Source organism: Prauserella alba (assembly GCF_024171735.1).
Lineage (GTDB): Bacteria > Actinomycetota > Actinomycetes > Mycobacteriales > Pseudonocardiaceae > Prauserella > Prauserella alba.
This window is the reverse complement of sequence record NZ_JAMTCH010000003.1, coordinates 1,285,668-1,311,955: the sequence shown is the minus strand read 5'-3', so window position 1 is coordinate 1,311,955 and position 26,288 is coordinate 1,285,668. Positions and strand designations below refer to the sequence as shown.

23 protein-coding genes are annotated in these 26,288 nt (G+C 70.5%); 7 read left to right on the top strand and 16 right to left on the bottom strand.

From position 1 onward, the window contains the following. Positions 1–195: 195 nt before the first annotated feature. Positions 196–1,422 carry a cytochrome P450 gene (locus tag LY12_RS05950; RefSeq protein ID WP_253854939.1) on the bottom strand — a complete coding sequence of 409 codons (1,227 nt, stop codon included), beginning with the start codon at positions 1,420–1,422 and terminating at the stop codon, positions 196–198. Positions 1,423–1,655: 233 nt separating this feature from the next. On the opposite strand from LY12_RS05950, the gene LY12_RS05945 reads away from it, so the two are divergent. Then, positions 1,656–2,816, top strand: coding sequence for a steroid 3-ketoacyl-CoA thiolase (locus LY12_RS05945; RefSeq protein WP_253853798.1), 1,161 nt, complete (start codon positions 1,656–1,658; stop codon positions 2,814–2,816). Between the two features lie 102 nt (positions 2,817–2,918). On the opposite strand, the gene LY12_RS05940 is transcribed toward LY12_RS05945, so the two are convergent. From LY12_RS05940 to hsaA, 5 genes are all read right to left on the bottom strand, one after another. Beyond that, positions 2,919–3,659 (bottom strand): SDR family oxidoreductase, encoded by a 741-nt coding sequence (locus LY12_RS05940; RefSeq protein ID WP_253853797.1) that lies wholly within the window; start codon positions 3,657–3,659, stop codon positions 2,919–2,921. A gap of 82 nt (positions 3,660–3,741) precedes the next feature. Further along, entirely contained in the window at positions 3,742–4,284 is a 543-nt protein-coding gene (gene hsaB / locus LY12_RS05935) for a 3-hydroxy-9,10-secoandrosta-1,3,5(10)-triene-9,17-dione monooxygenase reductase subunit (protein WP_253853796.1), read from the bottom strand. Beyond that, positions 4,281–5,180 (bottom strand): iron-dependent extradiol dioxygenase HsaC, encoded by a 900-nt coding sequence (gene hsaC, locus LY12_RS05930; RefSeq protein WP_253853795.1) that lies wholly within the window; start codon positions 5,178–5,180, stop codon positions 4,281–4,283. The genes hsaB and hsaC overlap by 4 nt, the downstream gene beginning before the upstream one ends. Then, positions 5,180–6,025: a 4,5:9,10-diseco-3-hydroxy-5,9,17-trioxoandrosta-1(10),2-diene-4-oate hydrolase gene (hsaD, locus tag LY12_RS05925; protein ID WP_253853793.1), complete on the bottom strand. Its 846-nt coding sequence runs from the start codon at positions 6,023–6,025 to the stop codon at positions 5,180–5,182. Before hsaD ends, hsaC begins: the two co-directional genes overlap by 1 nt. Before the next feature lie 52 nt (positions 6,026–6,077). After that, complete coding sequence (gene hsaA, locus LY12_RS05920) at positions 6,078–7,310, bottom strand: 3-hydroxy-9,10-secoandrosta-1,3,5(10)-triene-9,17-dione monooxygenase oxygenase subunit (protein ID WP_253853791.1); 1,233 nt, start codon at positions 7,308–7,310, stop codon at positions 6,078–6,080. A 351-nt stretch (positions 7,311–7,661) separates the two neighbouring features. Here hsaA and LY12_RS05915 point away from each other — a divergent pair, with 351 nt between their 5' ends. The 4 genes from LY12_RS05915 to chsH3 are packed head-to-tail and all read left to right on the top strand — an operon-like array spanning position 7,662 to position 11,171. After that, positions 7,662–8,816: a 3-ketosteroid-9-alpha-monooxygenase, oxygenase component gene (locus tag LY12_RS05915; RefSeq protein ID WP_253853790.1), complete on the top strand. Its 1,155-nt coding sequence runs from the start codon at positions 7,662–7,664 to the stop codon at positions 8,814–8,816. Continuing rightward, on the top strand, positions 8,817–9,230 hold the full coding sequence (locus LY12_RS05910; protein ID WP_308292074.1) for a hypothetical protein: 414 nt from the start codon (positions 8,817–8,819) through the stop codon (positions 9,228–9,230). It begins immediately after the preceding gene. Further along, on the top strand, positions 9,220–10,299 hold the full coding sequence (locus LY12_RS05905; RefSeq protein ID WP_253853788.1) for a ferredoxin--NADP reductase: 1,080 nt from the start codon (positions 9,220–9,222) through the stop codon (positions 10,297–10,299). Before LY12_RS05910 ends, LY12_RS05905 begins: the two co-directional genes overlap by 11 nt. A gap of 11 nt (positions 10,300–10,310) precedes the next feature. Further along, a complete protein-coding gene (gene chsH3 / locus LY12_RS05900) occupies positions 10,311–11,171 on the top strand; it encodes an enoyl-CoA hydratase ChsH3 (RefSeq protein ID WP_253853786.1) in 861 nt (286 codons plus the stop codon). A gap of 150 nt (positions 11,172–11,321) precedes the next feature. Here chsH3 and LY12_RS05895 read toward each other — a convergent pair whose 3' ends face one another. From LY12_RS05895 to LY12_RS05875, 5 genes are read right to left on the bottom strand one after another with little or no spacing between them, the layout of a single operon-like run. Then, complete coding sequence (locus tag LY12_RS05895; protein ID WP_253853784.1) at positions 11,322–12,494, bottom strand: lipid-transfer protein; 1,173 nt, start codon at positions 12,492–12,494, stop codon at positions 11,322–11,324. Next, positions 12,491–12,880, bottom strand: a complete 390-nt coding sequence (locus tag LY12_RS05890; RefSeq protein WP_253853782.1) for a MaoC family dehydratase — start codon at positions 12,878–12,880, stop codon at positions 12,491–12,493. The genes LY12_RS05895 and LY12_RS05890 overlap by 4 nt, the downstream gene beginning before the upstream one ends. Continuing rightward, on the bottom strand, positions 12,877–13,950 hold the full coding sequence (locus LY12_RS05885; RefSeq protein WP_253853780.1) for a bifunctional MaoC family dehydratase N-terminal/OB-fold nucleic acid binding domain-containing protein: 1,074 nt from the start codon (positions 13,948–13,950) through the stop codon (positions 12,877–12,879). The genes LY12_RS05890 and LY12_RS05885 overlap by 4 nt, the downstream gene beginning before the upstream one ends. After that, a complete protein-coding gene (locus LY12_RS05880) occupies positions 13,947–15,128 on the bottom strand; it encodes an acyl-CoA dehydrogenase family protein (protein WP_253853779.1) in 1,182 nt (393 codons plus the stop codon). Before LY12_RS05880 ends, LY12_RS05885 begins: the two co-directional genes overlap by 4 nt. Then, complete coding sequence (locus LY12_RS05875) at positions 15,128–16,255, bottom strand: acyl-CoA dehydrogenase family protein (RefSeq protein ID WP_253853776.1); 1,128 nt, start codon at positions 16,253–16,255, stop codon at positions 15,128–15,130. Before LY12_RS05875 ends, LY12_RS05880 begins: the two co-directional genes overlap by 1 nt. A 212-nt stretch (positions 16,256–16,467) precedes the next feature. Between LY12_RS05875 and LY12_RS05870 the strand changes: the two genes are divergently transcribed. Beyond that, positions 16,468–17,742 carry an alpha/beta hydrolase gene (locus LY12_RS05870; RefSeq protein ID WP_253853774.1) on the top strand — a complete coding sequence of 425 codons (1,275 nt, stop codon included), beginning with the start codon at positions 16,468–16,470 and terminating at the stop codon, positions 17,740–17,742. Here LY12_RS05870 and LY12_RS05865 read toward each other — a convergent pair. Then, complete coding sequence (locus LY12_RS05865; RefSeq protein WP_301302315.1) at positions 17,699–19,912, bottom strand: acyl-CoA dehydrogenase family protein; 2,214 nt, start codon at positions 19,910–19,912, stop codon at positions 17,699–17,701. The two genes, LY12_RS05870 and LY12_RS05865, sit on opposite strands and share 44 nt — an antisense overlap. A 131-nt stretch (positions 19,913–20,043) precedes the next feature. Here LY12_RS05865 and kstR point away from each other — a divergent pair, with 131 nt between their 5' ends. Further along, positions 20,044–20,688 (top strand): cholesterol catabolism transcriptional regulator KstR, encoded by a 645-nt coding sequence (kstR, locus tag LY12_RS05860; RefSeq protein WP_253853770.1) that lies wholly within the window; start codon positions 20,044–20,046, stop codon positions 20,686–20,688. Between the two features lie 63 nt (positions 20,689–20,751). Here kstR and LY12_RS05855 read toward each other — a convergent pair whose 3' ends face one another. The 4 genes from LY12_RS05855 to LY12_RS05840 all read right to left on the bottom strand — a co-directional run bounded on the left by LY12_RS05855 (position 20,752) and on the right by LY12_RS05840 (position 26,285). Next, entirely contained in the window at positions 20,752–21,585 is an 834-nt protein-coding gene (locus tag LY12_RS05855) for an LLM class F420-dependent oxidoreductase (RefSeq protein WP_253854935.1), read from the bottom strand. Positions 21,586–21,685: 100 nt separating this feature from the next. Beyond that, the gene (gene icmF / locus LY12_RS05850) at positions 21,686–24,922 is read right to left on the bottom strand and encodes a fused isobutyryl-CoA mutase/GTPase IcmF (protein ID WP_253853768.1); all 3,237 of its coding nucleotides are present in this window, start codon (positions 24,920–24,922) and stop codon (positions 21,686–21,688) included. Between the two features lie 108 nt (positions 24,923–25,030). After that, positions 25,031–25,654 carry a GTP-binding protein gene (locus tag LY12_RS05845; RefSeq protein WP_253853765.1) on the bottom strand — a complete coding sequence of 208 codons (624 nt, stop codon included), beginning with the start codon at positions 25,652–25,654 and terminating at the stop codon, positions 25,031–25,033. Beyond that, on the bottom strand, positions 25,635–26,285 hold the full coding sequence (locus LY12_RS05840; RefSeq protein ID WP_253853763.1) for a DUF742 domain-containing protein: 651 nt from the start codon (positions 26,283–26,285) through the stop codon (positions 25,635–25,637). Before LY12_RS05840 ends, LY12_RS05845 begins: the two co-directional genes overlap by 20 nt. Positions 26,286–26,288: the final 3 nt, after the last annotated feature.

Sequence of the window (26,288 nt, the reverse complement as noted above, 5' to 3'; positions counted from 1 at the left end):
GCGTGGCTCCCGGTCACAGGTGAGGACCGGGTGCCACGCACGACGTGGCCCCTCTGACCCACACCCGGAACCCACAACACGAGCCCCGGAATCTGCAACACGGGCACCGGAATGCGCAACACGACCGCGCCCCGGGCCCACGCGCTCGGTGGTTCAGCGCGGGGCCCGGGGCGCGGCTGCGGTCGGCTCGCCTGCCTACTCGTAGGCGACCTCGTAGTGCTTGATGCCGTTGAGCCAGCCCGAGCGCAGCCGTTCCGGCTGCGCGACCTCGCGGATGTCCGGCATGGCGTCGGCGATCGCATTGAAGATCAGATTCATCTCCAGTCGCGCCAGGTTCGCCCCGATGCAGTAGTGCGCCCCCGTGCCACCGAAGCCGACGTGCGGGTTCGGGTCACGCAGGATGTCGAACGTCTCCGGTTCGTCGAACACCTCGGGGTCGAAGTTGGCCGAGCTGTAGAACATCGCCACGCGGTCGCCCTTGCGGATGTGCTGGCCGCCCAGCTCGGTGTCGGCAGTGGCCGTGCGCTGGAACGCCACGACCGGTGTCGCCCAGCGCACGATCTCGTCGGCGGTCGTGTCCGGGCGGGTGCGCTTGTAGAGGTCCCATTGCTGCGGGTGGTCGAGGAACGCCTTCATGCCGTGGGTGATGGCGTTGCGGGTCGTCTCGTTGCCGGCCACCGCGAGCAGGATCACGAAGAAGCCGAACTCGTCCGAGGCGAGCGACTCACCGTCCACATCGGCCTGCACGAGCTTGGTGACGATGTCGTCGGTGGGATTCTGCCGCCGCTCCTCCGCCATCGCGAACGCGTAACTGACGAGCTCGGCCGAGGCGGTCAACGGGTCGACGTCGTACTCGGGGTCGTCGTAGCCGATCATCTGGTTGGACCAGTCGAAGATCTTCAGCCGGTCCTCCTGCGGGATGCCGATCAGGTCGGCGATCGCCTGCAACGGCAGTTCGCAGGCCACGTCCTGTACGAAGTCGCCGGAGCCCTTCTCCTTCGCGTCGGCGACGATCTGCCGGGCGCGTTCGCGCAATCCGTCCTCGAGCTTGTTGATCGCCCGCGGCGTGAAGCCCTTGGACACGATCCTGCGCAGTTTGGTGTGCTGCGGCGCGTCCATGTTGAGCAGCACGAGACGGTTGGCGTTGAGGCCGTCCTCGTCCATGTTCTCGTCGAAGCGGACGATCGCGGTCTTCTCGCTCGAGGAGAACAACTCGCTGTCCTTCGACACGGCCTTCACGTCTTCGAGGCGGGTCACCACCCAGAAGCCGTCGTCGCCGAAGCCCGCCACGTTGTGCGGTTGGTCGTTCCACCACACGGGTGCGGTGCGGCGCAGCAGCGCCAGTTCGTCGAGCGGCAGCCGCCGCGCGAGCAGATCGGGATCGGTGAAGTCGAAACCTTCGGGCAACAGTGACGTCGTCATGCGCCGGACCTCCGCGAGCAGCGTCATGGAACTCGTTCTACTCGCCGAGTGAAGCATACGGCGTTAACTCGGTGAAGAGATTCAGTGAACCCCGTTTACTGAATCGATTGGGATCACCTTGATCACGAACAGTCGCCGAATGACCCCTCTAGGAAAGAGTCCCGTGGCCACATTGATCTAGACAAGAACATGTTCTACTTTTAACGGAAAGCCGACATGTGGAGGAGAGCGACGTGGGCGATCCGGTCATCGTGGAAGCCGTCCGAACGCCGATCGGGAAACGCGGCGGGGACCTCGCCGGCCTGCATGCCGCCGAACTGCTGGGCGCCGCCCAGGCCGCCGTCCTCGACCGGTCCGGTGTCGATCCGGCCGAGGTCGAACAGCTCGTCAGCGGCACGGTCACCCAGGCAGGCGAACAGGCGGGCAACATCGCGCGCACCGCCTGGCTCCACGCCGGCCTGCCGGAGGCGTGCGGCGCCACCTCCGTCGACGCCCAGTGCGGCTCCGCCCAGCAGGCCGCGCACCTGGTCGCCGGGCTCATCACCGCCGGGGCGATCGACGTCGGCATCGCCTGCGGAGTCGAGGCGATGAGCCGCGTGCCACTGGGCGCCAACGTCGCCGGCACGGCGAACCGCAGGCCCGAGTCGTGGTCGGTGGACCTGCCCGACCAGTACAGCGCGGCCGAACGCATCGCTCGCCGCCGCGGCCTGACGCGTGAGGATCTCGACGCCTTCGGCCTCGCCTCCCAGCGGAAGGCGGCCGCCGCCTGGCACGAGGGCCGGTTCGACCGCGAGGTCGTCGGCGTCACCGCTTCCGTACTGGACGAACACGACTCACCGACGGGCGAGCACCGGCTCGTCACTCGCGACCAGGGGTTGCGGGAGACCAGCCGCGAGGCTCTCGGCCGCCTCAAGCCCGTACTGGACGGCGGCCTGCACACCGCAGGCACGTCGTCGCAGATCTCCGACGGCGCCTCCGCCGTGCTGATCATGGATGCCGCCCGGGCCCGTGCCCTCGGCCTGCGCCCCCGGGCACGCATCCGGGCTCAGGCGCTCATCGGCGCCGAGCCGTACTACCACCTCGACGGACCGGTCCAGTCCACGCAACGGGTGCTCGACCGGGCGGGCATGACGATCGGCGATCTGGACCTGTTCGAGGTCAACGAGGCGTTCGCGTCGGTGGTGCTCTCCTGGCAACAGGTGCACAAGCCCGACCCGGAGCTGGTCAACGTCAACGGCGGCGCGATCGCACTCGGCCACCCGGTGGGCAACACCGGATCGCGCCTGCTCACCACGGCACTGCACGAGCTCGAACGGCGCGACGGGACGACGGCGCTGGTCAGCATGTGTGCGGGCGGCGCCATGTCGACCGCCACGATCCTCGAACGCCGGTGACCGCCGCCCCGGGCGGGGAGCCGTCCCCTCCGCCCGGGGCGGACATCGACGTGGCCGGTCCGGCCGCGCGCGACCGGCCGTGATCAGCCGGTCACACGCGGATCAGCCGCGGCCGATGAAGGGCATGCCGTTGGCCATGATCGTCAGGAACGGCACGTTCGCCGACAGCGGCAGATGGACCATGGTCAGCACCGCGTCGGCGACATGAGCAGCGTCGAACGTCGGCTCCGGCTTGAGGCTGCCGTCCGCCTGCGGCATGCCGACGTCGGAGAAACCGCTGGTCAGTTCGGTGGCCGCGTTGCCGATGTCGATCTGCCCGCACGCGATGTCGTGCGGCCTGCCGTCGAGGGCGATCGACTTGGTGAGCCCGGTCAGCGCGTGTTTGGTGGCGGCGTAGGCGACAGTCTCCGGCCGCGGCGTGTGCGCCGAGATCGATCCGTTGTTGATGATCCGCCCGCCGCGCGGGGACTGCTCCTTCATCGCGCGCACCGCCTGCTGGGCGCACAGGAACATGCCGGTCAGGTTGACGTCGACGATCGCCTTCCAGTCCTCGACCGGCAGCGTGTCCACCGACCCCCGCGCGCCCGTGGTGCCCGCGTTGTTGAACAGCACGTCCACGCGGCCCCACCGCTCGCGGACCGCGTCGAACAGCGCCGCGACCGACGCGGGATCGGTGACATCGGTGGGCACGACCAGCGCCTCGGCGTGATCGCCCGCGGCCTCCTGCAACGGCTCCGGCCTGCGCCCGGCGAGCGCGACGCCGTACCCGTCGTCGAGCAGCGCCCGCGCGACCTGCCTGCCGATTCCTGTCCCTGCGCCCGTCACCACGGCAACCTTCGTCATGGCTGCAGGCTATCGCCGCGGCGCGGCGCCGGTGCAGCCGTGGTTGCCGGCCACCTCACGCCGGCCTGCCCGATGTCCGGGGTCAGAACCAGTCGTCGGGCCGGGGCCCGCCGGGCATCGCGTCCGGCGGCGCCTCGGTGACCGTGTAGCCGCCGCGGTAGAACAGCAGCGGCCGCCGGGCCGACGGCTCGCCCAGCGCGGTGACCCTGCCGATCACCACGTAGTGGTCGCCGGCCTCGTGCACGGTCTCGACCGCACAGTCCACCCAGGTGAGCGCACCGTCGAGCAGCGGGGACCCGCTCGGCGCCCGCGTCCAGGACACCGACGAGAACTTGTCCTCACCACGGGCACCGAACACGGCACTGACGTCCTGCTGCTCGCCGGCCAGCACGTTGACCGCGAACCGGCCGACGCGCTCGATCACCGGCCACGTCCCCGACGTCCGCGCCGGGCAGAACAGCACCAGCGGCGGGTCCAGCGACAGCGCGGTGAACGACTGGCACGCGAACCCGACGGGCTCGCCGTCCTCGCACGCGGTCACGATCGCCACGCCGGTGCAGAAGTGGCCGAGGACCGGCCGGAACCGCGCGGGCACGTCGACGGCCGCGTCCCCGGCGGTGGTCATGACATGCCCACCGAGAAGTCGTGGCCCCACAGGCTCACCGCCGTGCTCTCGCGGGCGATCCAGGTGTCGTCGTCGACCTGCCTGCCTTCGCAGCCGAATTCGACGTCGAACCCGCCGGGTGTCTTCATGTAGAACGACAGCATCAGGTCGTTGACGTGGCGGCCAAGGGTGGCCGACATCGGCACCTTCCTGCGCAGCGCCCGGTCGAGGCACAGGCCGACGTCGTCGGTGCTTTCGACCTCGACCATGAGGTGGACGATGCCGCTCGGTGTCGGCATCGGCAGGAACGCCAGACTGTGGTGCCGCGGGTTGCAGCCGAAGAACCGCAGCCACGCCGGGTCGCTGTCGGCGGGCCTGCCCACGGCCTCCGGCGGCAGCCGCATCGAGTCCCGCAGCCGGAACCCGAGCACGTCGCGGTAGAACTCGAGTGCGGCCGCGTCGTCGTGGGTGGACAGCACCACGTGCCCGAGCCCCTGTTCACCGGTGACGAACCGGTGCCCGTACGGGCTGACGACACGGCGGTGCTGCAACGCGATGCCGTGGAACACCTCGAGCGTGTTGCCCGACGGATCCGTGAACTCGATCAGCTCGTCGACCCCGCGGTCGGCCGTTTGTTCGGCGGTGCCCTCCTTGAACGGCACGCCGTGGGCCGACAGCCGCTGCCGCACCTCGTCCAGTTCGGCCGCGTTCGCCGTCTCCCACCCTGCGGTCGCGAGCCGGTCGGTCTCCCCCGGCACGATCACCAGTCGTGCCGGGAAATCGTCCATCCGCAGGTACAGCGCGTCCGGGTCGCGGCCCTGCCCCTCGACCATGCCGAGCACTTTGAGCCCGTACTCGCGCCACGCGGCCATGTCGGTGGCCTCGATACGCAGATATGCCAGTGAACGAATGCCCATCAGGTGTCCTCGAGGAAGTCGGTCGCGATCCGGTTGAACTCGTCGAAACGTTCCAGCTGCGCCCAGTGGCCGCACCGGCCGAACACGTGCAGCTGCGCCCGCGGGATCGTCTTGAGCGCCACTAGTGCCCCGTCGAGCGGGTTGACGCGGTCCTCCCTGCCCCAGATCAACAGCACCCGTTGCCGGAGCCGGTGCGCCTCGCGCCACAGCATGCCGAGCTCGTAATCGGGCCCGGCGAACGAGGCACCCATCGCCCCCATGGCCGCGAGCGACTCCGGCGTACTCGCGGCGGCGAACCGCTCCTCGACCAGCTCGTCGGTGATCAGCGACTGGTCGTAGACCATCACCCGCAGGAACTCTTCGAGCTTCTCCTTGCTCGGCCCCGGCGGTGCGGCGAACCGGGCGAGGTTCTTCACGCCCTCGGTCGGGTCGGGCGCGAACAGGTTCACGCTCAACCCGCCCGGCCCCATGAGCACGAGCCTGCCCGCGCGGTCAGGATGGTCCAGTGCCAGCCGGACGGCCGCGCCGCCGCCGAGCGAGTTGCCGATCAGGTGAGCCTTCTCGATACCGAGCGCGTTCATGAGGCCGACGACGGCGGCCGAGCTGTGCACGAAGTACTGGGGATGGTCGGTCGGCTTGTCGGAGCGGCCGAATCCCGGCTGGTCGACCGCGATCGTGCGGAACGTCTTGGCCAGCTCCGGGATGTTGCGGGAGAAGTTGCTCCACGCCGACGCCCCGGGCCCGCCGCCGTGCAGCAGGATCACCGTCTCGGCGTGCTCGGTACCCGCCTCGTGGTAGTGCAGCCGCAGCCCGTCGGCGGTCGTGACGTACGAACCCTCGCTCATGTCGCCCTGCCTTTCAGATGTGCCTCCTCGGCGGTGTCGGACATGCGGCCTCCTAGACCATCGCGTTCTCGACCGGCAGGCCGAACGCGCCGGTGCCGAACATCGTGTAGGCACGTTCGGGATCGTTGGCCGCGTGCACCCGGCCCGCGTGGGCGTCCCGCCAGAACCGCTGGATCGGCGTGCCCGTCTGCAACGCACGGCCCCCGGAGTTCTCGAAGAGCCGGTCGACGGCCGCGATCGCGCGCTCGGTGCCGCGGACTTGATCCCGCCGGACGCGCAGCCGCGTGTCGAACGGCAGCTTCTCGCCACGGCAAGCCAGCTGGTAGAGCTCGTCGATGTTGTGGGTCAGCTGCAGCCACGCGGCGTCGATCTCGCTGGCGGCCTCGGCGATCCGCACCTTGGCGAACGGGTCCTCCTGCGACTTCTCCCCCGCGTACGCGGCGCGGACCCGCCGCCGCTGGTGTTCGAGGTGCGCGTCGTAGGCACCCTGCGCCATGCCGATGATGGGCGCCGTGATCGTGCTGGGGTGCACCGATCCGTACGGCAACCGGTACAGCGGGCCGGGGTTCACCTTCTGACCCGGTGTGTCCAGTTTGGAGGTGAGCAGGAAACTCAGCGTCCGATGCTTCGGCACGAACACGTCCTCGACGACGATGTCGTTGCTGCCCGTGCCGCGCAGGCCGACGGTGTCCCACACGTCGTCCACCGTGTAGTCGGCCGCCGGCAGCAGATAGGTGCAGAAGTCGACGGCGTTGCCATCGGCGTCGAACGCGGGGGCGCCCAGCAGGACCCACGTCGCGTGACCGCAGCCGGACGAGAAGCTCCACTTGCCGCTGAGCCGGTATCCTCCCCCGTCGGCCACGCCCTCGTTGACGGGCGCACCCCCGCTGTCGACGAGGGTCGCCTTCCCCATCGGCGCGTACGACGAGGAGATCAGCGTGTCGATACCGTCGCTGCCGGCGCCGCCGCCCCAGACGTCCTCCTGGGCCCGCGCCTCGAACAGGCCCAGGTGCCAGGGGTGGACGCCGAGGATGGAGGCGACCCAGCCGGTCGACCCGCACGCGCTCGCGATGAGCTTGACGGCCGTGTAGAAGGTGACCGGGTCGGCCTCGTACCCGCCGTAGGGCTTGGGCTGCAACAGCTTGAAGAACCCGGTCTCCTGCAGGGCTTTGATCGACTCGTCGGGAATTCTCCGCGCGTCCTCGGCTTCCTGTGCACGCTCCCGCAGCACGGGCAGCAACTCTTCGATCCCGGCGATCACCGCGTGCGCGCCCTGCTCGCTCATACCTTCCTCGTTCCTTCTCCGCCGAACCCGGGGGCCGGCCTGCTCGGTGTACTGCCGCCAGATTAGAACACGTTCTTGTTTTTGTCACTGCATCCGACGTTGACCAGCGGAGAAATCCCCCGAAGGCGGGGTCGCCAGGAGAGCATCACCGCCGTACACCCCCGCACGCCTGCCCGTCGGACACCGGAACCGGTCACCGATCCCCGCTAGAACTGGAACACGTTCTCATCTATGGTAGGCGTCGTCGACCGTCATTCACTACGACAGGCATGCTCCGCACCCGCCGGCCAGCGGCGGGAGGGCCGGGGCGTGAGCCACGGGCAGAGCAGCCCGGATAGCTGGAGGTTCGTCATGACGCAGGCAGGCTCGGTCCGCACGATCGACGTCGGCGCACCGCCCGAACGGTTCGCCCGCGGCTGGCACTGTCTCGGCCTCGTCGAGCACTTCGCCGACGGTGAGCCCCACGCCGTCCACGCGTTCGGCACCAAACTGGTCGTGTTCCAGGGCGCCGACGGCGAACTCAACGTCCTCGACGGCTACTGCCGTCACATGGGCGGCGACCTGACTCAGGGTGAGGTCAAGGGCAACGAGGTCGCGTGCCCGTTCCACGACTGGCGCTGGGGCGGCGACGGCAAGTGCAAGTCGATCCCCTACGCGAAGCGAGTTCCGTTGCGCGCCCGCACCCGCGCGTGGCGGACGTTGCAGGAGAACAAGCAGCTGTTCGTGTGGCACGACCCCGAGGGCAACCCGCCGCCCGAGGAGGTGACGATCCCGCGGATCGACGGCATCTTCTCCGGCGAGTGGAGCAACTGGACGTGGGACTCGGTCACCATCGAGGGCGCCAACTGCCGCGAGATCGTCGACAACGTCGTCGACATGGCCCATTTCTTCTACATCCACTACGGCATCCCGACGTACTTCAAGAACGTCTTCGAAGGCCACATCGCCTCGCAGTACCTCAATTCGAAGGGCCGCGCCGACATGGGCATGTCGTCCAACTACGGCGGCGAGGACAACCTCCTCGAATCCGAGGCCTCGTACTACGGCCCCGCATACATGATCAACACGCTGCACAACGACTACAAGGGCATCAAGATCGACACGGTGCTCATCAACTGCCACTACCCGGTCAGCCCGACGTCGTTCGTGCTGCAGTGGGGCGTGGCGGTGCGCAAACCCCCGGGCATCGACGACAACCAGGCCGACAAGATCGCGCAGAAGTTCGCGGAGGGTGTCGGCGTGGGCTTCCTCCAGGACGTCGAGATCTGGAAGAACAAGACCCGCATCGACAACCCGCTGCTGTGCGAGGAGGACGGGCCCGTCTACCAGCTGCGCCGCTGGTACGAGCAGTTCTATGTGGACGTCGACGAGATCGACGAGGACATGACGCGGCGGTTCGAGTTCGAAGTGGACGTCACGCGGGCCAATCAGGCCTGGGAGCAGGAGGTCGCCGACAACCTCGCCCGGCAACAGCAGGAGGCGGCCGGCCAGGCGGGAGTGTCCTGAGTGACCGCCGACCCCGCCTCCTCGCGCCCTGCCTCCTCGCATGCCACCTCCTCGCATGCCACCTCTTCGCATGCCGCCGCGTCCTCGTCGGCTCCGTCCTCGAAGGCCGGCACGCCCGCCGCCTTGGCACGCGCCGAGGCGGTGCGCGCTCAGACCCGCGCCGACCGGGAGGAGTTCCTCACGGCGGGGCTCGTCCCGGTCGCCTGCCACGCCTGTGCGACGACGGTCCTGGTCAAGAAGAACAGCCCGGAACACACGAGCATCCAGTGGATCACCGACACGGCCACGAGCTGCCCGGTGCTGGCCGAACGCGTCGCGAGCGGTGTCCCCGCCGCACGCGCCGGCACGTGCGAGCGCCTGCGCGAGAGCATCACGTCGGCCGAACGGGACGGAGCGTTCGAGTATGAGCGGTGACGGCACGGTGCGGGTGCAGCGACTCCGCGTCGCCGAGGTGGTGGACGAGACCGCCGCGGCCCGCTCGATCGTGTTCGACGCGGAATTGGACTACCGGCCCGGCCAGTTCCTCACGGTGCGCGTCCCCGGGGACGAGCGCGGGCCGGTGGCACGCTGCTACTCGCTGTCGAGTTCCCCCGGGGCCGGGGACCGCCCGCAGGTCACCGTCAAGCGCGACGGCTACGCCTCGAACTGGCTGTGCGACCACGTCGCCGCGGGCGACGAACTCGACGTCCTGCCCGCGAGCGGCGTCTTCACACCCGCGGACCTCGACACCGACCTCGCACTGTTCGCCGGCGGCAGCGGCATCACCCCGGTGCTGTCGATCGTCCGGTCCGTGCTCGCCCACGGGACAGGGTCGATGACCCTGGTGTACGCCAACTCCGACGAGTCGGCGGTGATCTTCGCGGGCGCACTGCGCGACCTCGAGGAGACGTATCCGGGCAGGCTCACCGTGGTGCACTGGCTGGAAACGCTGCAGGGGCTGCCGACGGCCGAGCGGCTGGCACCGCTCGCGGAGCCGCTGGCCGGTCGCGACACGTTCGTCTGCGGTCCCGCGCCGTACATGCGTGCGGCCGTCGCGGCGGCCAAGGCCGCGGGCACCCCGCGGACACGGATCCACCGCGAAACGTTCGTCTCCCTCGGCGGCGATCCGTTCGCCAGCGCCGAACCGGCCACGGGCTCGGCCGCCGATGTCGCGGCGGACACCCCGGGGCGCGGCGCTGCCGACGACGCAGGGGCCGCCGAGGGTGAGGCACCCGCGCGGGTGAGCGTCGACCTGGACGGCACGACCACCGAACACGCCTGGCCGCGCGGCGCCAGGCTGCTGGACGTCCTGTTGGACGCGGGCCGCGACGCCCCGTACTCGTGCCGCGAGGGACAGTGCAGCGCCTGCGCGTGCCGGATCGTCTCCGGCGAGGTGAAGATGCTCAACAACGAGGTGCTCGACTCCGACGACATCGCCGACGGCATCGTGCTGGCCTGTCAGTCCCTACCGCTCACCGACGACGTGTCGATCAGCTACGAGTAGGAGTCCGCGTCATGCCCATCGACCCCGGCCGCGCTATCGGCGCCGACCTCGGCGAGACCACGTTCACCTGGAGCGCCTCCGACGTGCTGCTGTACCACCTCGCGCTCGGCGCGGGTGCGGCACCGACCGACCCCCGCGAACTCCGCTATGCCACCGAGAGCGACCTGCGGGTGCTGCCGACGTTCGCCACCGTCGCCGCCACGGTCCGCGCCACCGAGCCGCCCGAGGTGCGATTCCCCGGCATCGACATCGATCTCGCGAAGGTCGTCCACGGGACGCAGCAGGTCGTCGCGCACCGCCCGTTACCGACGTCCGGCACGGCGACGGCGCGCGGCCGCATCGCCGACGTGCTCGACAAGGGCAAGGCCGCGGTGATCGTCCAGGAGACCGAGGTCATCGACGAGGCGGGTGATCCGCTGTGGACCGCGCGGTCGAGCATCTTCGCCCGTGGCGAAGGCGGATTCGGCGGCCACCGGGGCGACTCCGACCGGTCCCCGGCTCCGCACCGCGAGCCGGACCGCCTCGTCGACGTGCCGACGCTGCCGCAGCAAGCGCTGCTCTACCGCCTGTGCGGTGACCGTAACCCGCTCCACTCGGACCCCGCGTTCGCCCGCGCGGCCGGATTCGACGCACCCATCCTGCACGGCCTGTGCACGTACGGCGTCGTGGCCAAGGCCGTCACGGACGCGGCCCTGGACGGCGACCCGAGGGCGGTCGGCTCGTGGTCGGCGAAGTTCGCCGGCATCGTGCTGCCCGGCGAGACGTTGCGGGTGCGCATGTGGCACGAGGGCGGCCGCGTCCTGGTCACCGCGACGTCGCTCGACCGCGACGACGCCCCGGTGCTCTCCGACGCCGTGCTCGAACCGGCCTGATCCGCGGCCACGCCCGATCCCGCGCTCGCTCGATCGACAGGTGCGGGAGCGGCCGACACGGGTCCGAGACACGGTGGCCGAACTCCGCACGAGCGCAGCACCCGCGCGTCCGAACGCAGCACCCGCGCGTCCGAACGCAGGACACGCGGGTCAGGCCGCGGTCAGCACCAGGCCGCTGGTCGGCACGCCGGTACCCGCGGTGACCAGCGCTGTCTCCGCTCGCGGCACCTGGTTGGCCGCGGTGCCGCGCAGCTGCCGCACCGCCTCCGCGATGCCGTTCATCCCGTGGATGTAGGCCTCGCCCAGCTGCCCGCCGTGCGGGTTCAGCGGCAGCTGCCCGTCCAGTTCCAGGCTGCCGTCGGCGATGAAGTCCTTCGCCTCGCCGCGACCGCAGAAGCCGAGTTCCTCCAGCTGCATCAGCACGTACGGGGTGAAGTGGTCGTACAGCACGGCCACGTCCACATCGGACGTCGCGAGTCCCGACTGGCGCCACAGCTGCCGTCCGACGACGTCCATCTCGGGCAGGCCGGCGAGATCGTCACGGTAGTAGCTGGTCATGATGTACTGGTCCGGCCCGCTCCCCTGGGCCGCTCCAGCAACCACCGCGGGCGGCATGCGCAGGTCGCGGGCCCGTTCCGCGCTCGTCACGACGAGCGCGACCCCGCCGTCGCTCTCCTGACAGCAGTCCAGCAGATGCAGCGGCTCGGCGACCCACTTGGAGGCCTGGTGGTCGGCGAGCGTGATCGGCTTGCCGTGGAACCACGCGCGGGGGTTGGTCGCGGCGCGGGCGCGCGCCGTGACGGCGATCCTGCCGAAGTCCTCACTGCTGGCCCCGTAGTCGTGCAGGTACCGCCGGGCCACCATCGCGACGGTCGCCGCGGGGGTCGCCAGCCCCACCGGGTAGTGATAGCCGTTGTCGATGCCCGAGGTGTTGATCTGCTGGGCCACCGCCGAGGAGACCTGGCCGAACCGCCTGCCGGAGCGTTCGTTGAAGGCGCGGTAGGCCACGACCACGTCGGCCGCCCCGGTCGCGACGGCCATGGCCGCCTGCTGCACCGTCGCGGCGGCCGCACCACCGCCGTAATGGATGCGGCTGAAGAACGTCAGCTCGGGAATGCCCAGCTCCCGCGCCACGGCGATCTCCGCATTGCCGTCCATCGTGAACGTCACCAGACCGTCCACGTCGGACGGTGCGAGCCCCGCGTCGGCGAGTGCCGCCGACACGCACTCCGTCGCGAGCCGCAGTTCCGTACGGCCGGAGTCCTTGGAGAACTCGGTCGCACCGATACCGGCGATCGCCGCCGCCCCGCTGAGCCCCGTCATGCCGCAACCTCGATCCGTACCGTCGCCGACACGTGCTGCCCCAGGCTGTCCACACCGGACACCGCCACGGTCACCTCACCGCCGTCGACCTCCGCAACACGGCCGGTGAAGGTCAACTCGTCGCCCGCGTAGCACGGCACCCCGAGCCGGAGGTCGACCGAGCGGACCAGCGCGTCGGGACCTGCCCAGTCGGTGACGAACCGTTGCACCAGGCCGGTGTCGGTGAGGATGTTCAGGAAGATGTCGCGCGACCCGCGCTCCACCGCGGCGTCGCGGTCGTGGTGCACGTCCTGGAAGTCCCGGGTGGCCAGTGCCGTGGCGACCACGAACGTCGGCGTCACGTCGACGGTCAGCGGTGGCAGCTCCGTGCCCACGGTGATGGTCATGACCGCACCTTCCATGCCGGCAGCGTCAGGTCGTCGTCGATCCGGTCGACACTCGCCTCCACAGCGAGGCCGATGTGGACGTCACCGGGGTCGACCCCGTGCAGCTCACCGAGCATGCGCACCCCCTCGTCCAGCTCCACCAGTGCGAGCACGAACGGCAGGCGCTTGCCGGGCACCGGGGGATGGTGGTGGACGAGGAAGCTGTGGACGGTCCCGGTTCCCGCCGCGACCACGTAGTCCGGCTCCGCGTCGAGGTCGCCGTCCGGTGGCAGCGGTCCCGGCGGGTGCCGGAGCGTCCCGCCCCAGCGCTGGATGCGCAGTTCTCCCTCGCGCAGACCGTCCCAGAAGAACGCGTTGTCCCGTGTCACCACGGGGCGCAGCACCTGCGCGGCCTCGGCGGACGCGGCGTCGTCCCCCGCCGTGGCCGTCCCCGCGCCCCCGGTTGTCCCCGCGCCCCCGGTTGTCCCCGCGTCCCCGGTCGCACCCGCGGAGTGGCCGGTGGCCGGTTGCTCCGGCGGGCGGAACTTCAGGATCCGGAACGTCATCTCCGCGACGGCCTCGTCGTCGACGTACCAGGTCGTGCGAGTGGTGACGAACCAGCCTTCGCCGAGCGCGGTCCGCTTCGGACCGGCGATGCTCTCCAGTACCGCGACCGCGGCGACGTGTTCGCCGGGCCGCAGGTAGCGGTGGTAGGTCTGTGCCGAGTCGGTCGCCACGACCGAGGTGTATCCCGCCTCGTCGAGCAGTTCCGTGGCCCGGCGGAGCGGATCGTCGGCTGGCCGCACCCCGTGCAGCCCGCGCATCGTCCACACCTGGGTCATCGCGGGCGGGGCGACGAGCCGCCCGTGCACGGACTCGGCCGCCGCAGCCGGATCGGTGTAGACCGGGTTCGCGTCCCCGATGGCCTCGACCCAGTTGTTGATCATTGCCTGGTTCACCGGGTCCCGCGCCGGTTCGGGGGCCGAGGGGCCGGCCGCGGCGATCTCGCGCGCGGCCTCCTCGATGCTCCGTCCGATGCCGGCGGGGCCGCTGCCGTCGCCTGTGGCGGCCCTGTCCGTGGCCGCGCTCATCGCGGCACCCTCGGCAGCCCCAGGCCGAACTGTGAGATCAGTTCCCGTTGGATCTCGTTCACTCCGCCTCCGAACGTCAGCACGGTGTTGCGTTTGGTGAGCGTGTCCAGCCAGCCGGCGAGTTCGGCAGTGTCCGGATCGGAAGGATCGCCGTGCCTGCCGACCAGTTCCTCCAGCAGCCTGCTCACCCGCTGGTGCCGCTCGGAGGAGAGCACCTTCGTCGCCGAGGCGTCCGCCACCGACCCGGATTCGGACACCGCGACCTGCCAGTTGAGCAGTTCGTTGACGCGCGTGACGGCGCGGACCTCACCGAGCACGCGGCGCACGTCGGGCAGCTCCAGCAGCGGCGTACCGCCCGGACTCGAGCGCTCGGCCGCCCAACGGCGCACCCGGTCGTAGAGCCCGCCGATCCGGCCCGCCGGCCCGAGCATGACGCGCTCGTGGTTGAGCTGGGTCGTGATGAGCTTCCATCCGGCGTTCTCCTCGCCCACCAGCATGGATCGGGGGACCCGCACGTCCGAGTAGTACGTCGCGTTGACGTGGTGCGCGCCGTCGCAGGTGATGATCGGTGTCCACGAATAGCCCGGATCGGACGTGTCGACGATGAGGATGGAGATGCCCTCGTGCCGCCGCCTGTTCGCGTCCGACAGCGCGCCGGGATCGGTGCGAACCGCGAGCCAGATGTGATCGGCGTCGTGGCCGCCCGTCGTGAAGATCTTCTGCCCGTTGACCACATAGGACTCGCCGTCGCGGACCGCCGTGGTCCGCAGTGCCGCGAGATCGGTGCCCGCCTCGGGTTCGCTGTAGCCGATGGCGAAGTGGACCTCGCCGGCCAGGATCGCGGGCAGGAAACGGCGCTTCTGTTCCTCGGTGCCGTACCGCTGCAGCGTCGGCCCGACGGTCTGCAACGTCACGGCGGGCAGCTGGATGTCGGCACGCGCGGCCTCGTCGGCGAAGATGTGCTGTTCGACCGGTCCGAAGCCCAGGCCGCCGTACTCCTTCGGCCAGCCGACGCCGAGCCAACCGTCACGGCCCATCCGGCGTACCACCTCACGGTAGGTGGGCCCGTGCCGTTCGGTGAGCAGCAGCCCGCGTTCCTCCGGCGTGACGAGCCCGGTGAAGTAGCGGCGCAGTTCGTCCCGCAGTCGCTCCTGCTCGGCCGTGAGCGCGATGTCCATCAGGCGGCACCTCCGGTGAGCGCACCGACCCGGTCGAGGCGCAACGACGGTCCGCCGATGCCGCGGACCAGGTCTTTCAGCAGGGACGAGTACCGGTGCAGCGGGTACGTCTCGTCGAGGCCGATCCCGCCGTGCAAGTGGTGACACGTGGCCATCGCCGGGGGCGCCTGCTCGGCGAGCCAGTACGCCGCGACGTCGAGATCGGCATCGGCGTCCCGCCCGGTGGCGAGCCGCCAGACCGCCGACTCCGCGGCCAGATGTACCGTGCGCGCGGCCACGTAGACGTCCGCGACCTGCTGGGCCACGGCCTGGAACGTGGCCAGCGGGCGGCCGAACTGTTCCCGAGTGCCCAGATGCTGCGTGGTCAGGGCGAGTGCCCCTGCGAGCAGTCCGTCGCCGAACGCCGCGGCCCCGGCGAGCGCGTGCCGGTGCAGCACGCGTACCGCCCCACCGGGTCCGCAGGCCTCGTCCAGCGGCGGGCCCGTCGCGGCGCCGTCGAGCCGCAGAACCGCCTCCGGCGTGCCCGACGCCGTGGGAGCCGGCGTGACGTGCACGCCGGGTGCGGACGGATCGAGCAGGAACACGGCCGTGCCGCCGCCGGTGACCGTGGCGGGCACGAGGATTCGTTCGGCCTCGGCGGCCAGCGGCACCGCGGTCTTCACCCCGTCGAGCCGCCACGTCTCAGCCGGGCCCGCCCCCACTGTGCCTGTCGCGCCGGTGGCCGTCGCGACGGTCGCGGGTCGTTCCACCATGGGGGCCGAGGGTTCGTGCAGCGCGGCGGTCACCACGGCGTCCCCCGCCGATACGGCCCGCAGCAGACCTGCGCACCGTTCCGACGCACCGAGGTGCACGAGTGGGGCCACACCGAGCGTCAACGCCGCCCACGCGGGTGCGTGCGAACCTGCGCGGCCGACCTCCCGGACGACGGCGGCCGTCTCCGCGACACCGAGACCGTCCCCGCCGAGCGATTCCGGCACGACGAGGGCGAGCAGGCCTGCGTCGGCGAGTCGGCGCCAGGCCACGGCCCCGCCCTCGGCACGGCCGTCGTCCCCACCCGTGGCCCTGGCCAGCGCGCCGGCCGCGAGCTCGGCCGCCGTGCGCTGCATCTCGTCCGGAGTGAAATCCACGCGACTCCTTCGTCCAGTGCCGTCCGGCGCCACCGGTCCCGCGACGCACCGGAGACCTCCGGCCACCGCCACCCGGGTTCGACACCATCAATATTTGTAACATGTTCTAGTTTGCTGGATAAATGCACTCGGTGGCAAGGACACTGCCGAGATCGAGGAGAGGAACCGGTTCTCGACATCGGGCACGGCCGGGTCCCGGATACGCTTGCCGCATGCACGCGTGGTTCCGTGCGCGCCGAGCGCTGCAACTGGCCCTGACCACCAACGCGATCCGGCCGTGGTCCGGACACCGGATCTCCGTCCCCGCCTTCGTCGCAGGCTGGCTGACCTCCGAACTCGCCCCGCAGCTGCTCGCACTCACCGCGGCCGACACGACCGCCCATCTCGTCCGGCACCGCCGCGCGAGCGACCCCACCGGGCTGGCGATGGCGGCCGCGTCGGCCGGCGGACTCGCGGCTCTCATCGAATCCGCCCGCCGCGCCCGCGGGGTCGTCGACACCGCTCTCACCGACGCCCTCGGCCCGGACCACCGCGGCCCCACCGGCGACCGCGCCGCCGACGACGTGGCGACACCGTGGGGCAGGCTGGCCTTCCCGTTCCGCATGGACACCCGCGGCGTCCGGCGCGACCGCGACATCGCCTACGACCGGGGCGGACGCCGGTTCCTGCTCGACGTCTACCGCCCGAACGAGCCCGGCACCGGCAGGCCCGTGCTGCTGCAGGTGCACGGCGGCGCGTGGATGACCGGCAGCAAGAACGAACAGGGCGTCCCGCTCATGCTGCACATGGCCCGGCGCGGCTGGACCTGCGTGGCCATCAACTACCCGCTCTCACCCCGTTCCCGCTGGCCCGAGCACATCGTGGCCGCCAAACGCGCCCTCGCCTGGATCCGGGACCGCATCGCCGACTACGGGGGAGATCCGTCGTTCGTGGCCACCACGGGCGGTTCCGCGGGTGGGCACCTGGCATCGCTGCTGGCACTGACCCCGAACGATCCCGCGTTCCAGCCGGGGTTCACCGGCAGCGACACCAGCGTGCAGGCCTGCGTGCCGCACTACGGTGTCTACGACTTCGCCGCGACGAGCGGCTCCCGGGCCAGCGCCGCCCGGATGCGCGGCCTGCTGGCGCGGTTCGTCATGGGCCCTGAGCCGACCCACGCGGACTACGTCGCGGCCTCCCCGCTGGACCGCATCACCGACGCGGCGCCTCCGTTCTTCGTGATCCACGGCGACCGGGACAGCCTCGTGCCCGTCGGAGAGGCACGCCGGTTCGTCGGCGCCCTGCGCGCCGTCTCGCCACAGCCCGTGGCCTACGCCGAGATCCCGGGCGCACAGCACGCGTTCGACATCTTCCCCTCGATCCGCAGCGCCCACGTCGTCGCCGGTGTCGAACGGTTCCTCGAATGGACCCGCGACCGGCACCGCAACGGCGCGGGCGCACCCGTCAGCGGCGAGGCAGGCCCAGCAACCGCTGCGCCACCACGTTGAGCAGCACCTGCGTCGTCCCGCCCGCAATGCTCAGGCATCGCGACAGCAGGAACTCGTGCTGCGCCGCCGACGTCGACTCGTCGACGACGGCGCCCCAGGACCCCCGCGCTTCCAGTGCCGCCTCCGCGACCTCCTGCCGGTGCCGCACCCCGAGGAGCTTCTGCACACTCGACTCCGCACCGGGCTGACCACCACCGAGCCTGCGGACGGTGTCCCGCACCCCGAGAACCGACACCGCCGACCCGTCGACGACGAGAGCACCGAGACGTTCGGCGTCCAGCTCCGGCTGTTCGGCCAGGAGCTGCTCCACCGCCTCGCCGACCGCCGAACCGCCGCCGAGCGCGACCCGCTCGTTGGCGAGGGTCGTGCGCGCAAGCGCCCACCCGCCGTTCACCTCTCCCACGACGTCGGTGTCCGGCACGAACACCCCGTCCAGGAAGACCTCGTTGAATCGCACCTCACCGGTGATCTCGCGCAGCGGCCGCACCTCGATACCCGGCGCGCGCATGTCGACGAGGAAGTACGTGATGCCGCGGTGCTTCGGCGCGTCCTGATCGGTACGGGCCAGGCAGATCGCCCGGTCCGCCTCGTGCGCGAGCGAGGTCCAGACCTTCTGGCCGTACAGCCGCCACCCTCCGGACGCCCGCTCGGCCACACCCTCACCGGCGGGAGTGGCCTCTCCCCCGTCGCCGCTCTCGGCGCGCTCCGCCGACGTGCGCAGGGACGCCAGATCGGATCCGGCTCCGGGCTCGCTGAACAGCTGGCACCAGGTCACCTCGCCCCGCAATGTCGGCAACACGAACCGTTCCCGCTGCTGTTCGGAACCGTGTTCCAGGATCGTCGGCAGCGCCCACGCGCCCACCACCAGGTCGGGCCGGGTGAGACCGGCACGTTCGAACTCGGCGTCGATCGCCAGCTGCTGGGCCGGCGTCGCCTCGAGCCCGTACGGCCGCGGCCAGTGCGGGGCCAGGTACCCACTCTCGGCGAGGCGCACCCGGACCTCCGGCCCGTCCAGCGGGGCGAGCTCGGCCGCCAGCGCGGCGGCACCGCGGCGCACCTCGGCCAGCTCCTCGCCGGCTCCGGGCCCGGCGTGGGCGTCGACGTCCACCTCGACGCCACGCCGCACGCCCGCCCGCGTCAGTTCCCCCGCTCTCCGGCGCCACCGCACCGTGCCGCCGAGCAGCCGGCGCAGCGACACGACGCGGCGCAGATACCGGTGCGCGTCGTGCTCCCAGGTGAAGCCGATCCCGCCGAGCACCTGGATGCAGTCCTTCGCGGTGTCGACGGCGGCGTCGAGCGCACCCGCCGCCGCGACCGCCGCGGCAACGGCGAACTGCTCGGCGTCACCGGTGTCCGCGGCGCGTCCGGCGTCCCACGCGAGAGCCGCCGCCGACTCCGACCGGCACAGCATCTCCGCACACAGATGCTGCACCGCCTGGAACGCACCGATGGGACGGCCGAACTGCTCGCGGACCCGCGCGTACTCACTCGCCGTGCGCACACACCACTCCGCCACCCCCGCGGCCTCCGCGGCCGCCAGCGTGGCTGCCAGCTCCGGGACGGCGACGCTGCCCAGCACGTCGTCGCCCGGCACGGCCACCGCCCGCAGCTCGGCAGTAGCCATCCGGCGGCTCGGATCGAAGGATTCGTGTTCGGCAACGCGCACCCGCGCGGCCTCGACCGCGAACCACACCGTGTCGGCGGCACTCTCGCTCCCCGCAGGTGCGGCCGCCGCCCCGTCGGCGCCGGTGCGCGCGGCGAGCAGCAGCACGTCGGCATCGGGACCGTCCGGCAGCACCGGCGTGGTGCCGTCGACGACGACGCCGCCGTCCCGGCCCGGCCGTGCGACGAGGTCTCCCGGCTCGAACGCCACCGCCGCCCGTACGGTGCCCGCGGCCACGGCGGGCGCGTACCGCAGGGCCACCGCGGACGCGGGCCGCTGCGCCCACGCGAGCCCGGCGAGAGCCGAGCCGAGACCGGCACCGCCCGCCAGCTCGCCCGCCGCGGCCGCGACACCGGCCACCAGGTCCGTGACACCACCGCCCGCCCCGCCGAGCGATTCCGGCAGGGCGACCGACGGCAACCCGATGCCGCCGATCGCCGCGGCCGGGTCGGGGGATTGCGCCGCAGCCCGCACGGCGTCGGCCAGTGCTCGTTGCTCGTCCGTCATCGCGATACCCACGAGCGCGATTGTAGAACATGTTTCACTTAACCGGGCGTAACCCGAGCATCGCTTTCAGCCGATGTTGGGTAGACTGCACATCAGGACTGGAACAGGTTCTTGAATCAGGAGAGATGCCGATGGCAAGCAAGCCCAAGGCGCCGGCCTCGTCGAAGACGGCGTCCCGGAGCTCCACCGCTCTCGGCCCGATGGGCGGGGACGAGCCCGGAACGGCGGCCCAGCGCGACCGGCGCAAGCGCATCCTCGACGCGACGCTCGCCCTCGCGGCGAAAGGCGGCTACGACGCGGTTCAGATGCGCACCGTGGCCGAACGCGCCGACGTCGCCCTCGGCACCCTCTACCGCTACTTCCCGTCCAAGATCCATCTGCTGGTGTCCGGACTCGCGCGCGAGTTCGAGCGGGCACAGGACAAGCTCGACCGCGGCAGCATCCCCGGCGAGACGTCCACCGAGCGCCTGCTCGTCGTCCTGGGCCGCAACACCCGCATGATGCAGCGGGACCCGCACCTCACCGAGGCGATGGTGCGGGCATTCATGTTCGCCGACACCACGGCGGCGGCCGAGGTGGAGCAGGTCGGCGCCATGATGGAGAACATGTTCGCGAAGGCGATGGGCATCGACGAGCCCACCGACCACGACCGTGACGTCTTCCACGTGATCGCCGACGTCTGGATGGCCAACCTCGTCGCCTGGGTCACGCGCCGCGCGTCCGCCGCCGACGTCGCCAAGCGCCTCGAACTGTCGGTGCACCTGCTGCTCGACTGAACCGCACCGGGCGTTCCCCTGAGCCACGGCCCCGGGGAACGCCCGGTGCGATCCGGCGGACCGTCAGCCGCCGTAACGCGCGACGAAGGCGGCGAACTCGTCGAGTTCCCGCAGCGTGTCGGATTCCGGTGCGGTCGCCAGCATGAACGTCACGTGGTCGACGCCCGCCTCGGCCCACCCCTCGATGACCTTCTCGTCGACGGGCGCGCCGAAGATCGCCATCGGCACGTCCGGCTTCCCCTGCTCGGCGAACCAGTCCTGTGCCTGCCGAATCTCCTCCGGCGTGGTGTGCGGACGCGGCAACCAGCCATCACCGAAGGCGACGGTCCGCCGCAACGCGGCCGGACTCTCCCCGCCCACATAGATCGGCGGATGCGGCGTGGCGACCGGTTTCGGCCACGCGTAGACCGGGTCGAAATCCACATACCTGCCGTGGAACTCCGCCTGCTCCTCGGTCCACAGCCGCGTCAGCGCCTCCAGCTGCTCGTTCATCAGCGCGCCGCGAGTGGCCGGGTCCACACCGTGGTTGCGCATCTCCTCGCGATTCCAGCCCACACCGACGCCGAGCACGAACCGGCCGCCCGACACCAGATCCAGGCTCGCCCCCTCGTTGGCGGTGTGGATCAGGTCACGCTGCGGCAACAGGGCGATCCCCGTACCCACGGTCAGTTCCCGCGTCGTCGCAGCGGCCGCCGTGAGCGCCACGAACGGGTCGAGCGTGCGGTAGTACTGGTGCGGCAGGTCGCCCCCGCCGGGATACGGCGACTCCCTGCTGACGGGGATGTGGGAATGCTCGGCGAGGAACAGCGAGCTCAGGCCCCGCTCCTCCAGCGCCGTACCCAGTGGCCCCGGCCGGATTCCCTCGTCGGTCACGAACGTCGAAACACCGAACTTCATATCCATGCGCAACCGGCTGCGGGCGGCGTGCATTCCCGCAGCCGTGACCGAGCCGGGCACCGCTCGCTCCGTGGCGAGGCGGTGCCCGGCGGGCGGCCGGTCAGACGTTGCGCCGGTACTGACCGCCCACCTCGAAGAACGCCTCGGTGATCTGGCCGAGCGAGCACACCCGCGCCGCGTCCATGAGCACGGCGAACACGTTCTCGCCCCGCGCCGCCGCCTCCCGCAACCGCGCCAGCTGGGTCTGCGCCTCGGCGTGATTCCTGGTCTGGAAATCGTCGAGCCGCTGCAACTGCGAGCGTTTCTCGTCCTCGGTGGCGCGGGCGAGTTCGACCTCGCCCTCCTGCTCGTCCACGTCCGGGTTGCGGAACGTGTTCACCCCGACGATCGGCAGCTCACCACTGTGCTTGAGCCGCTCGTAGGTGATCGACTCGTCCTGGATCTTGCCGCGCTGGTAGCCGGTCTCCATCGCGCCCAGCACACCGCCGCGTTCGGAGATGCGCTCGAACTCGGTCAGCACCGCCTCCTCCACGAGGTCGGTGAGCTCGTCGATGATGAACGAGCCCTGCAGCGGGTTCTCGTTCTTCGCCAGGCCCCATTCCTTGTTGATGATCATCTGGATCGCCATGGCACGACGTACCGAGCTCTCGCTCGGCGTCGTGATCGCCTCGTCGTAGGCGTTGGTGTGCAACGAGTTCGCGTTGTCGTACAGCGCGCACAGGGCCTGCAGCGTCGTGCGGATGTCGTTGAAGTTCATCTCCTGTGCATGCAGCGATCGCCCAGAGGTCTGCACGTGGTACTTGAGCTTCTGCGACCGCTCCCCCGCGCCGTAGCGTTCCCGCATCGCCACGGCCCAGATCCGGCGCGCCACCCGGCCCAGCACCGAGTACTCGGCATCCATGCCGTTGGAGAAGAAGAACGACAGGCTGGGAGCGAACTCGTCGATGTCCATGCCCCTGGCCAAATAGGACTCGACGTAGGTCAATCCGTTCGCCAGCGTGAAGGCGAGCTGCGAGATCGGGTTCGCCCCGGCCTCGGCGATGTGATAGCCCGAAATGGACACCGAGTAGAAGTTCCGCACCCCGTGCTCGATGAACCACTCCTGGATGTCCGACATCATCCGGAGGCTGAACTCCGTGGAGAAGATGCAGGTGTTCTGGCCCTGATCCTCCTTGAGGATGTCGGCCTGCACCGTGCCGCGTACCTGCCGCAGTGTCCACGCGCGAATCTCGGCGGCCTCGTCGGCGTCCGGTTCGCGGCCGTGCTCGGAGCGGAAGGCGTCCATCCGCTGGTCGATCGCCGTGTTCAGGAAGAACGCCAGAATCGTCGGAGCCGGACCGTTGATCGTCATCGACACCGACGTCGACGGCGCGGTGAGGTCGAAACCGTCGTAGAGCACCTTCATGTCGTCGAGCGTCGCGATCGAGACGCCCGACGTGCCCACCTTGCCGTAGATGTCCGGCCGGGTGTCCGGGTCGAAGCCGTACAGCGTCACCGAGTCGAACGCCGTCGACAGCCGCTTGGCCTCCGAGTCGGCCGACAGGTACTTGAAACGCCGGTTCGTGCGGAACGCATCCCCTTCGCCCGCGAACATCCGCGCCGGGTCCTCACCGTCGCGTTTGAACGGGAAGACACCCGCGGTGTACGGGAAGTAGCCGGGCAGGTTCTCCCGCCGCAGGAACGACACGAGCTCGCCCTTGTCCTTGTACCGCGGGAGCGCGACCCGCGGAATCCTGCTCCCGGAGAGCGTGTCCCGCCACAGCTCGGTGCGGATCTCCTTGTCCCGCACCGTGAACGCGAGCTCCTCACCGCGGTACGACTCGGACAGCTCCTCCCAGCGCGCCAGCAGCTGCGCCGTCTCCGCCTCCACACCGGATTCGGCGCGTTCGACGAGCCCGTCCAGCGTGCCGGCGTCGCCCCCATCGGCCGCGAGTGCCTCCCTGGCGGCGGTCAGATGCTCGCGCATGCGCACCGCGTCCGCCTGCCGCTCGGTCTCCGCGTGGTAGCCGCGCACGGTCTCGGCGATCTCGGCCAGGTACCGGACCCGGTGCTGCGGGATGATCGTCGCCGTCTGCGTCGAGACCTTCCCCTCGACGGGCGCCAGCGTCCCCGCCGACACCGACAGTCCGCCGTCGGCGAGCATGTCACGCAGCTGCTGGTACAGCGCGGTGACGCCGTCGTCGTTGAACGTGGCCGCGCTCGTGCCGTAGACCGGCATGTCCTCGGGGTCGGAGCCGAATGCCTCCCGGTTGCGCACCAGCTGGCGCGCGACGTCACGGCGCGCGTCCTCGGCGCCGCGGCGTTCGAACTTGTTGATCGCCACGACGTCGGCGAAGTCGAGCATGTCGATCTTCTCGAGCTGTGAGGCCGCGCCGAACTCGGGCGTCATGACGTACAGCGAATGGTCGACGTGGTCCACGATGCCCGCATCGCCCTGACCGATACCGGGAGTCTCGACGATGACGAGGTCGAAGCCAGCCGCCTTGCACGCGAGCACGGTCTCGTCGAGCCCCTGCGGGATCTCCCCGCTGGTCGTCCGGGTGGCCAACGAACGGAAGAACACCCGGTCGCCGTCCAGGCAGTTCATCCGGATGCGGTCACCGAGCAGTGCACCACCGCCGCGGCGACGGCTCGGGTCGACCGCGAGCACCGCGATCCGGAGCTTGTCCTCCTGATCGTTGCGGAACCGGCGCACCAGTTCGTCGGTCAGCGAAGACTTGCCGGAACCACCGGTTCCGGTGATGCCGAGCACGGGCACCGTTCTCGCCTGCGCCGCTTCCCGGACGGCGGTGTGCCACTCGCCGGGCAAAATGTCCTGCTGCAACTGCGAGATCGTCCGGGACAGCGTCCGCGTGTCGCCCGCGAGCAGCTGGTCCAGGTCGCCGGCCCACTCCCGCGCCAGGTCGACGTCGCACTCCCGGACCATGTGGTTGATCATGCCCGGCAGGCCGAGCTCCAGCCCGTCCTCCGGCGAGAAGATCCGCGCGACGCCACGCGAGTGCAGCAGGTCGATCTCGTCCTGGACGATGACACCGCCGCCACCGCCGAACACCTTCACGTGGCCCGCCCCGCGTTCCCGGAGCAGCTCGACCAGGTACGAGAAGTACTCGACGTGCCCGCCCTGGTAGGCACTGATCGCCACACCCTGCGCGTCCTCGGCGATCGCGGCCGTCACCACCTCGTCGACGGACCGGTTGTGCCCGAGGTGGATCACCTCCGCACCCTGCGCCTGCAGGATGCGCCGCATGATGTTGATCGAGGCATCGTGTCCGTCGAACAGGCTCGCCGCCGTGACGAACCGGACGGGATGCACAGGCTGGTGCAGCTCGGTGGTCATGCCACCAAAATACTTGGACTTCCTACTAATTCAAAGACGCGGTCCACCGTGACGACGGTCTCTCCCGGCGGCATCGCCGCGGAGCTACCGCCGCTGCGGCCGCCCGCCTCAGCCGACGGGCTTCGGAGCCGCGGCGCCCCGCACCGCCAACCACTGCTGCATCGCGTACTCGACCATCGTGATCAACGTCTGCTTCGTCGATTCGCGTTGCCGGGCGTCGCAGCGCACCAGCGGGATGCTCTCGTCGATCGACAGTGCCTCACGCACATCGTTCAGATCGTGCTGGAGCACGCCGTCGAACGTGTTGACGCCGACGATGTACGGCAGGCCCCTGTCCTCGAAGAAGTCGATGGGTGCGAACGAGTCCGCGAGCCGGCGGGTGTCGGCCAGCACGACCGCACCGATCGCGCCGCGCACGAGGTCGTCCCACATGAACCAGAAGCGTTCCTGGCCGGGCGTGCCGAACAGGTACAGGATCAGGTCCTCGTCGAGCGAGACGCGACCGAAATCCATGGCCACCGTGGTGGTGGACTTGTTCGGCGTCGCCGCCGTGTCGTCGATGCCGGTGCTCGCGTCCGTCATCATCGCCTCGGTCGTCAACGGCACGATCTCGGACACCGAACCGACGAACGTTGTCTTGCCCGCGCCGAATCCGCCTGCCACGACGATCTTCGCCGAGGTCATCGTCTGCGGCGCCGCCTGGCGCGGTGCCTTAAAGCCGACGGAGTCCACTCAACACCCTTTCCATCAACATAAAATGCGCTTCGGCGTTCTCGCTGCCCGCCACGGTGCGGTGCACGGTCACCAACCCCGTGTCCGCCGCGTCGCTGATCAGCACTCGCGCCACCCCGAGCGGCACCTGGAGAACCGCTGCGATCTCGGCCACCGAACGCGGAGTCCGGCATTCTTCCATGATGACCTGATGCTCGAGCTGATCGGGGACCGGAAGGACCGCGGCATCACGCGTCGAGATCAGCGTCTCGAGTTCCAGCGGGTAGTTCGCTTTCGTCCGGCCGCCGGTGATGGCGTAAGGACGGACGAAACCGGTTTCCTCAGCCGCCGACGGCGGTGCCACCGGCTCGACGGGGATGGGTTCGGCCGACACAAACTGCTCCTCTCCGGTCCAAGACCGGTCATGGTCCTCCTCACCGGGCCACACCACGTCCGTGGGTTCGGCCGGTGAGGACGACGGTGCTTCCCGGCTGTCGGGCTCGCCGGTTGCGTCCCGACCGTCGTCGTCGGGCTCGTCCCTGCGCTTGCCGCGCTTCCGGCGGCGCAGTCCGGACGTGAGCGCGAAGCCGTTGAGCACGTCGGAGATCGCGCCCTCGTCGTTCCCGCTCCCGAATCCGGAGTCAGTGCTCATCGC

Excerpts from the sequence above, each read along its gene's own strand:
- LY12_RS05950 (WP_253854939.1), bottom strand. The coding sequence starts at position 1,422 with ATGACGACGTCACTGTTGCCCGAAGGTTTCGACTTCACCGATCCCGAT.
- LY12_RS05940 (WP_253853797.1), bottom strand. The coding sequence starts at position 3,659 with ATGACGAAGGTTGCCGTGGTGACGGGCGCAGGGACAGGAATCGGCAGG.
- hsaB (WP_253853796.1), bottom strand. The coding sequence starts at position 4,284 with ATGACCACCGCCGGGGACGCGGCCGTCGACGTGCCCGCGCGGTTCCGG.
- hsaC (WP_253853795.1), bottom strand. The coding sequence starts at position 5,180 with ATGGGCATTCGTTCACTGGCATATCTGCGTATCGAGGCCACCGACATG.
- hsaD (WP_253853793.1), bottom strand. The coding sequence starts at position 6,025 with ATGAGCGAGGGTTCGTACGTCACGACCGCCGACGGGCTGCGGCTGCAC.
- hsaA (WP_253853791.1), bottom strand. The coding sequence starts at position 7,310 with ATGAGCGAGCAGGGCGCGCACGCGGTGATCGCCGGGATCGAAGAGTTG.
- LY12_RS05915 (WP_253853790.1), top strand. The coding sequence starts at position 7,662 with ATGACGCAGGCAGGCTCGGTCCGCACGATCGACGTCGGCGCACCGCCC.
- LY12_RS05905 (WP_253853788.1), top strand. The coding sequence starts at position 9,220 with ATGAGCGGTGACGGCACGGTGCGGGTGCAGCGACTCCGCGTCGCCGAG.
- chsH3 (WP_253853786.1), top strand. The coding sequence starts at position 10,311 with ATGCCCATCGACCCCGGCCGCGCTATCGGCGCCGACCTCGGCGAGACC.
- LY12_RS05895 (WP_253853784.1), bottom strand. The coding sequence starts at position 12,494 with ATGACGGGGCTCAGCGGGGCGGCGGCGATCGCCGGTATCGGTGCGACC.
- LY12_RS05890 (WP_253853782.1), bottom strand. The coding sequence starts at position 12,880 with ATGACCATCACCGTGGGCACGGAGCTGCCACCGCTGACCGTCGACGTG.
- LY12_RS05885 (WP_253853780.1), bottom strand. The coding sequence starts at position 13,950 with ATGAGCGCGGCCACGGACAGGGCCGCCACAGGCGACGGCAGCGGCCCC.
- LY12_RS05880 (WP_253853779.1), bottom strand. The coding sequence starts at position 15,128 with ATGGACATCGCGCTCACGGCCGAGCAGGAGCGACTGCGGGACGAACTG.
- LY12_RS05870 (WP_253853774.1), top strand. The coding sequence starts at position 16,468 with ATGCACGCGTGGTTCCGTGCGCGCCGAGCGCTGCAACTGGCCCTGACC.
- LY12_RS05865 (WP_301302315.1), bottom strand. The coding sequence starts at position 19,912 with ATGACGGACGAGCAACGAGCACTGGCCGACGCCGTGCGGGCTGCGGCG.
- kstR (WP_253853770.1), top strand. The coding sequence starts at position 20,044 with ATGGCAAGCAAGCCCAAGGCGCCGGCCTCGTCGAAGACGGCGTCCCGG.
- LY12_RS05855 (WP_253854935.1), bottom strand. The coding sequence starts at position 21,585 with ATGAAGTTCGGTGTTTCGACGTTCGTGACCGACGAGGGAATCCGGCCG.
- icmF (WP_253853768.1), bottom strand. The coding sequence starts at position 24,922 with ATGACCACCGAGCTGCACCAGCCTGTGCATCCCGTCCGGTTCGTCACG.
- LY12_RS05840 (WP_253853763.1), bottom strand. The coding sequence starts at position 26,285 with ATGAGCACTGACTCCGGATTCGGGAGCGGGAACGACGAGGGCGCGATC.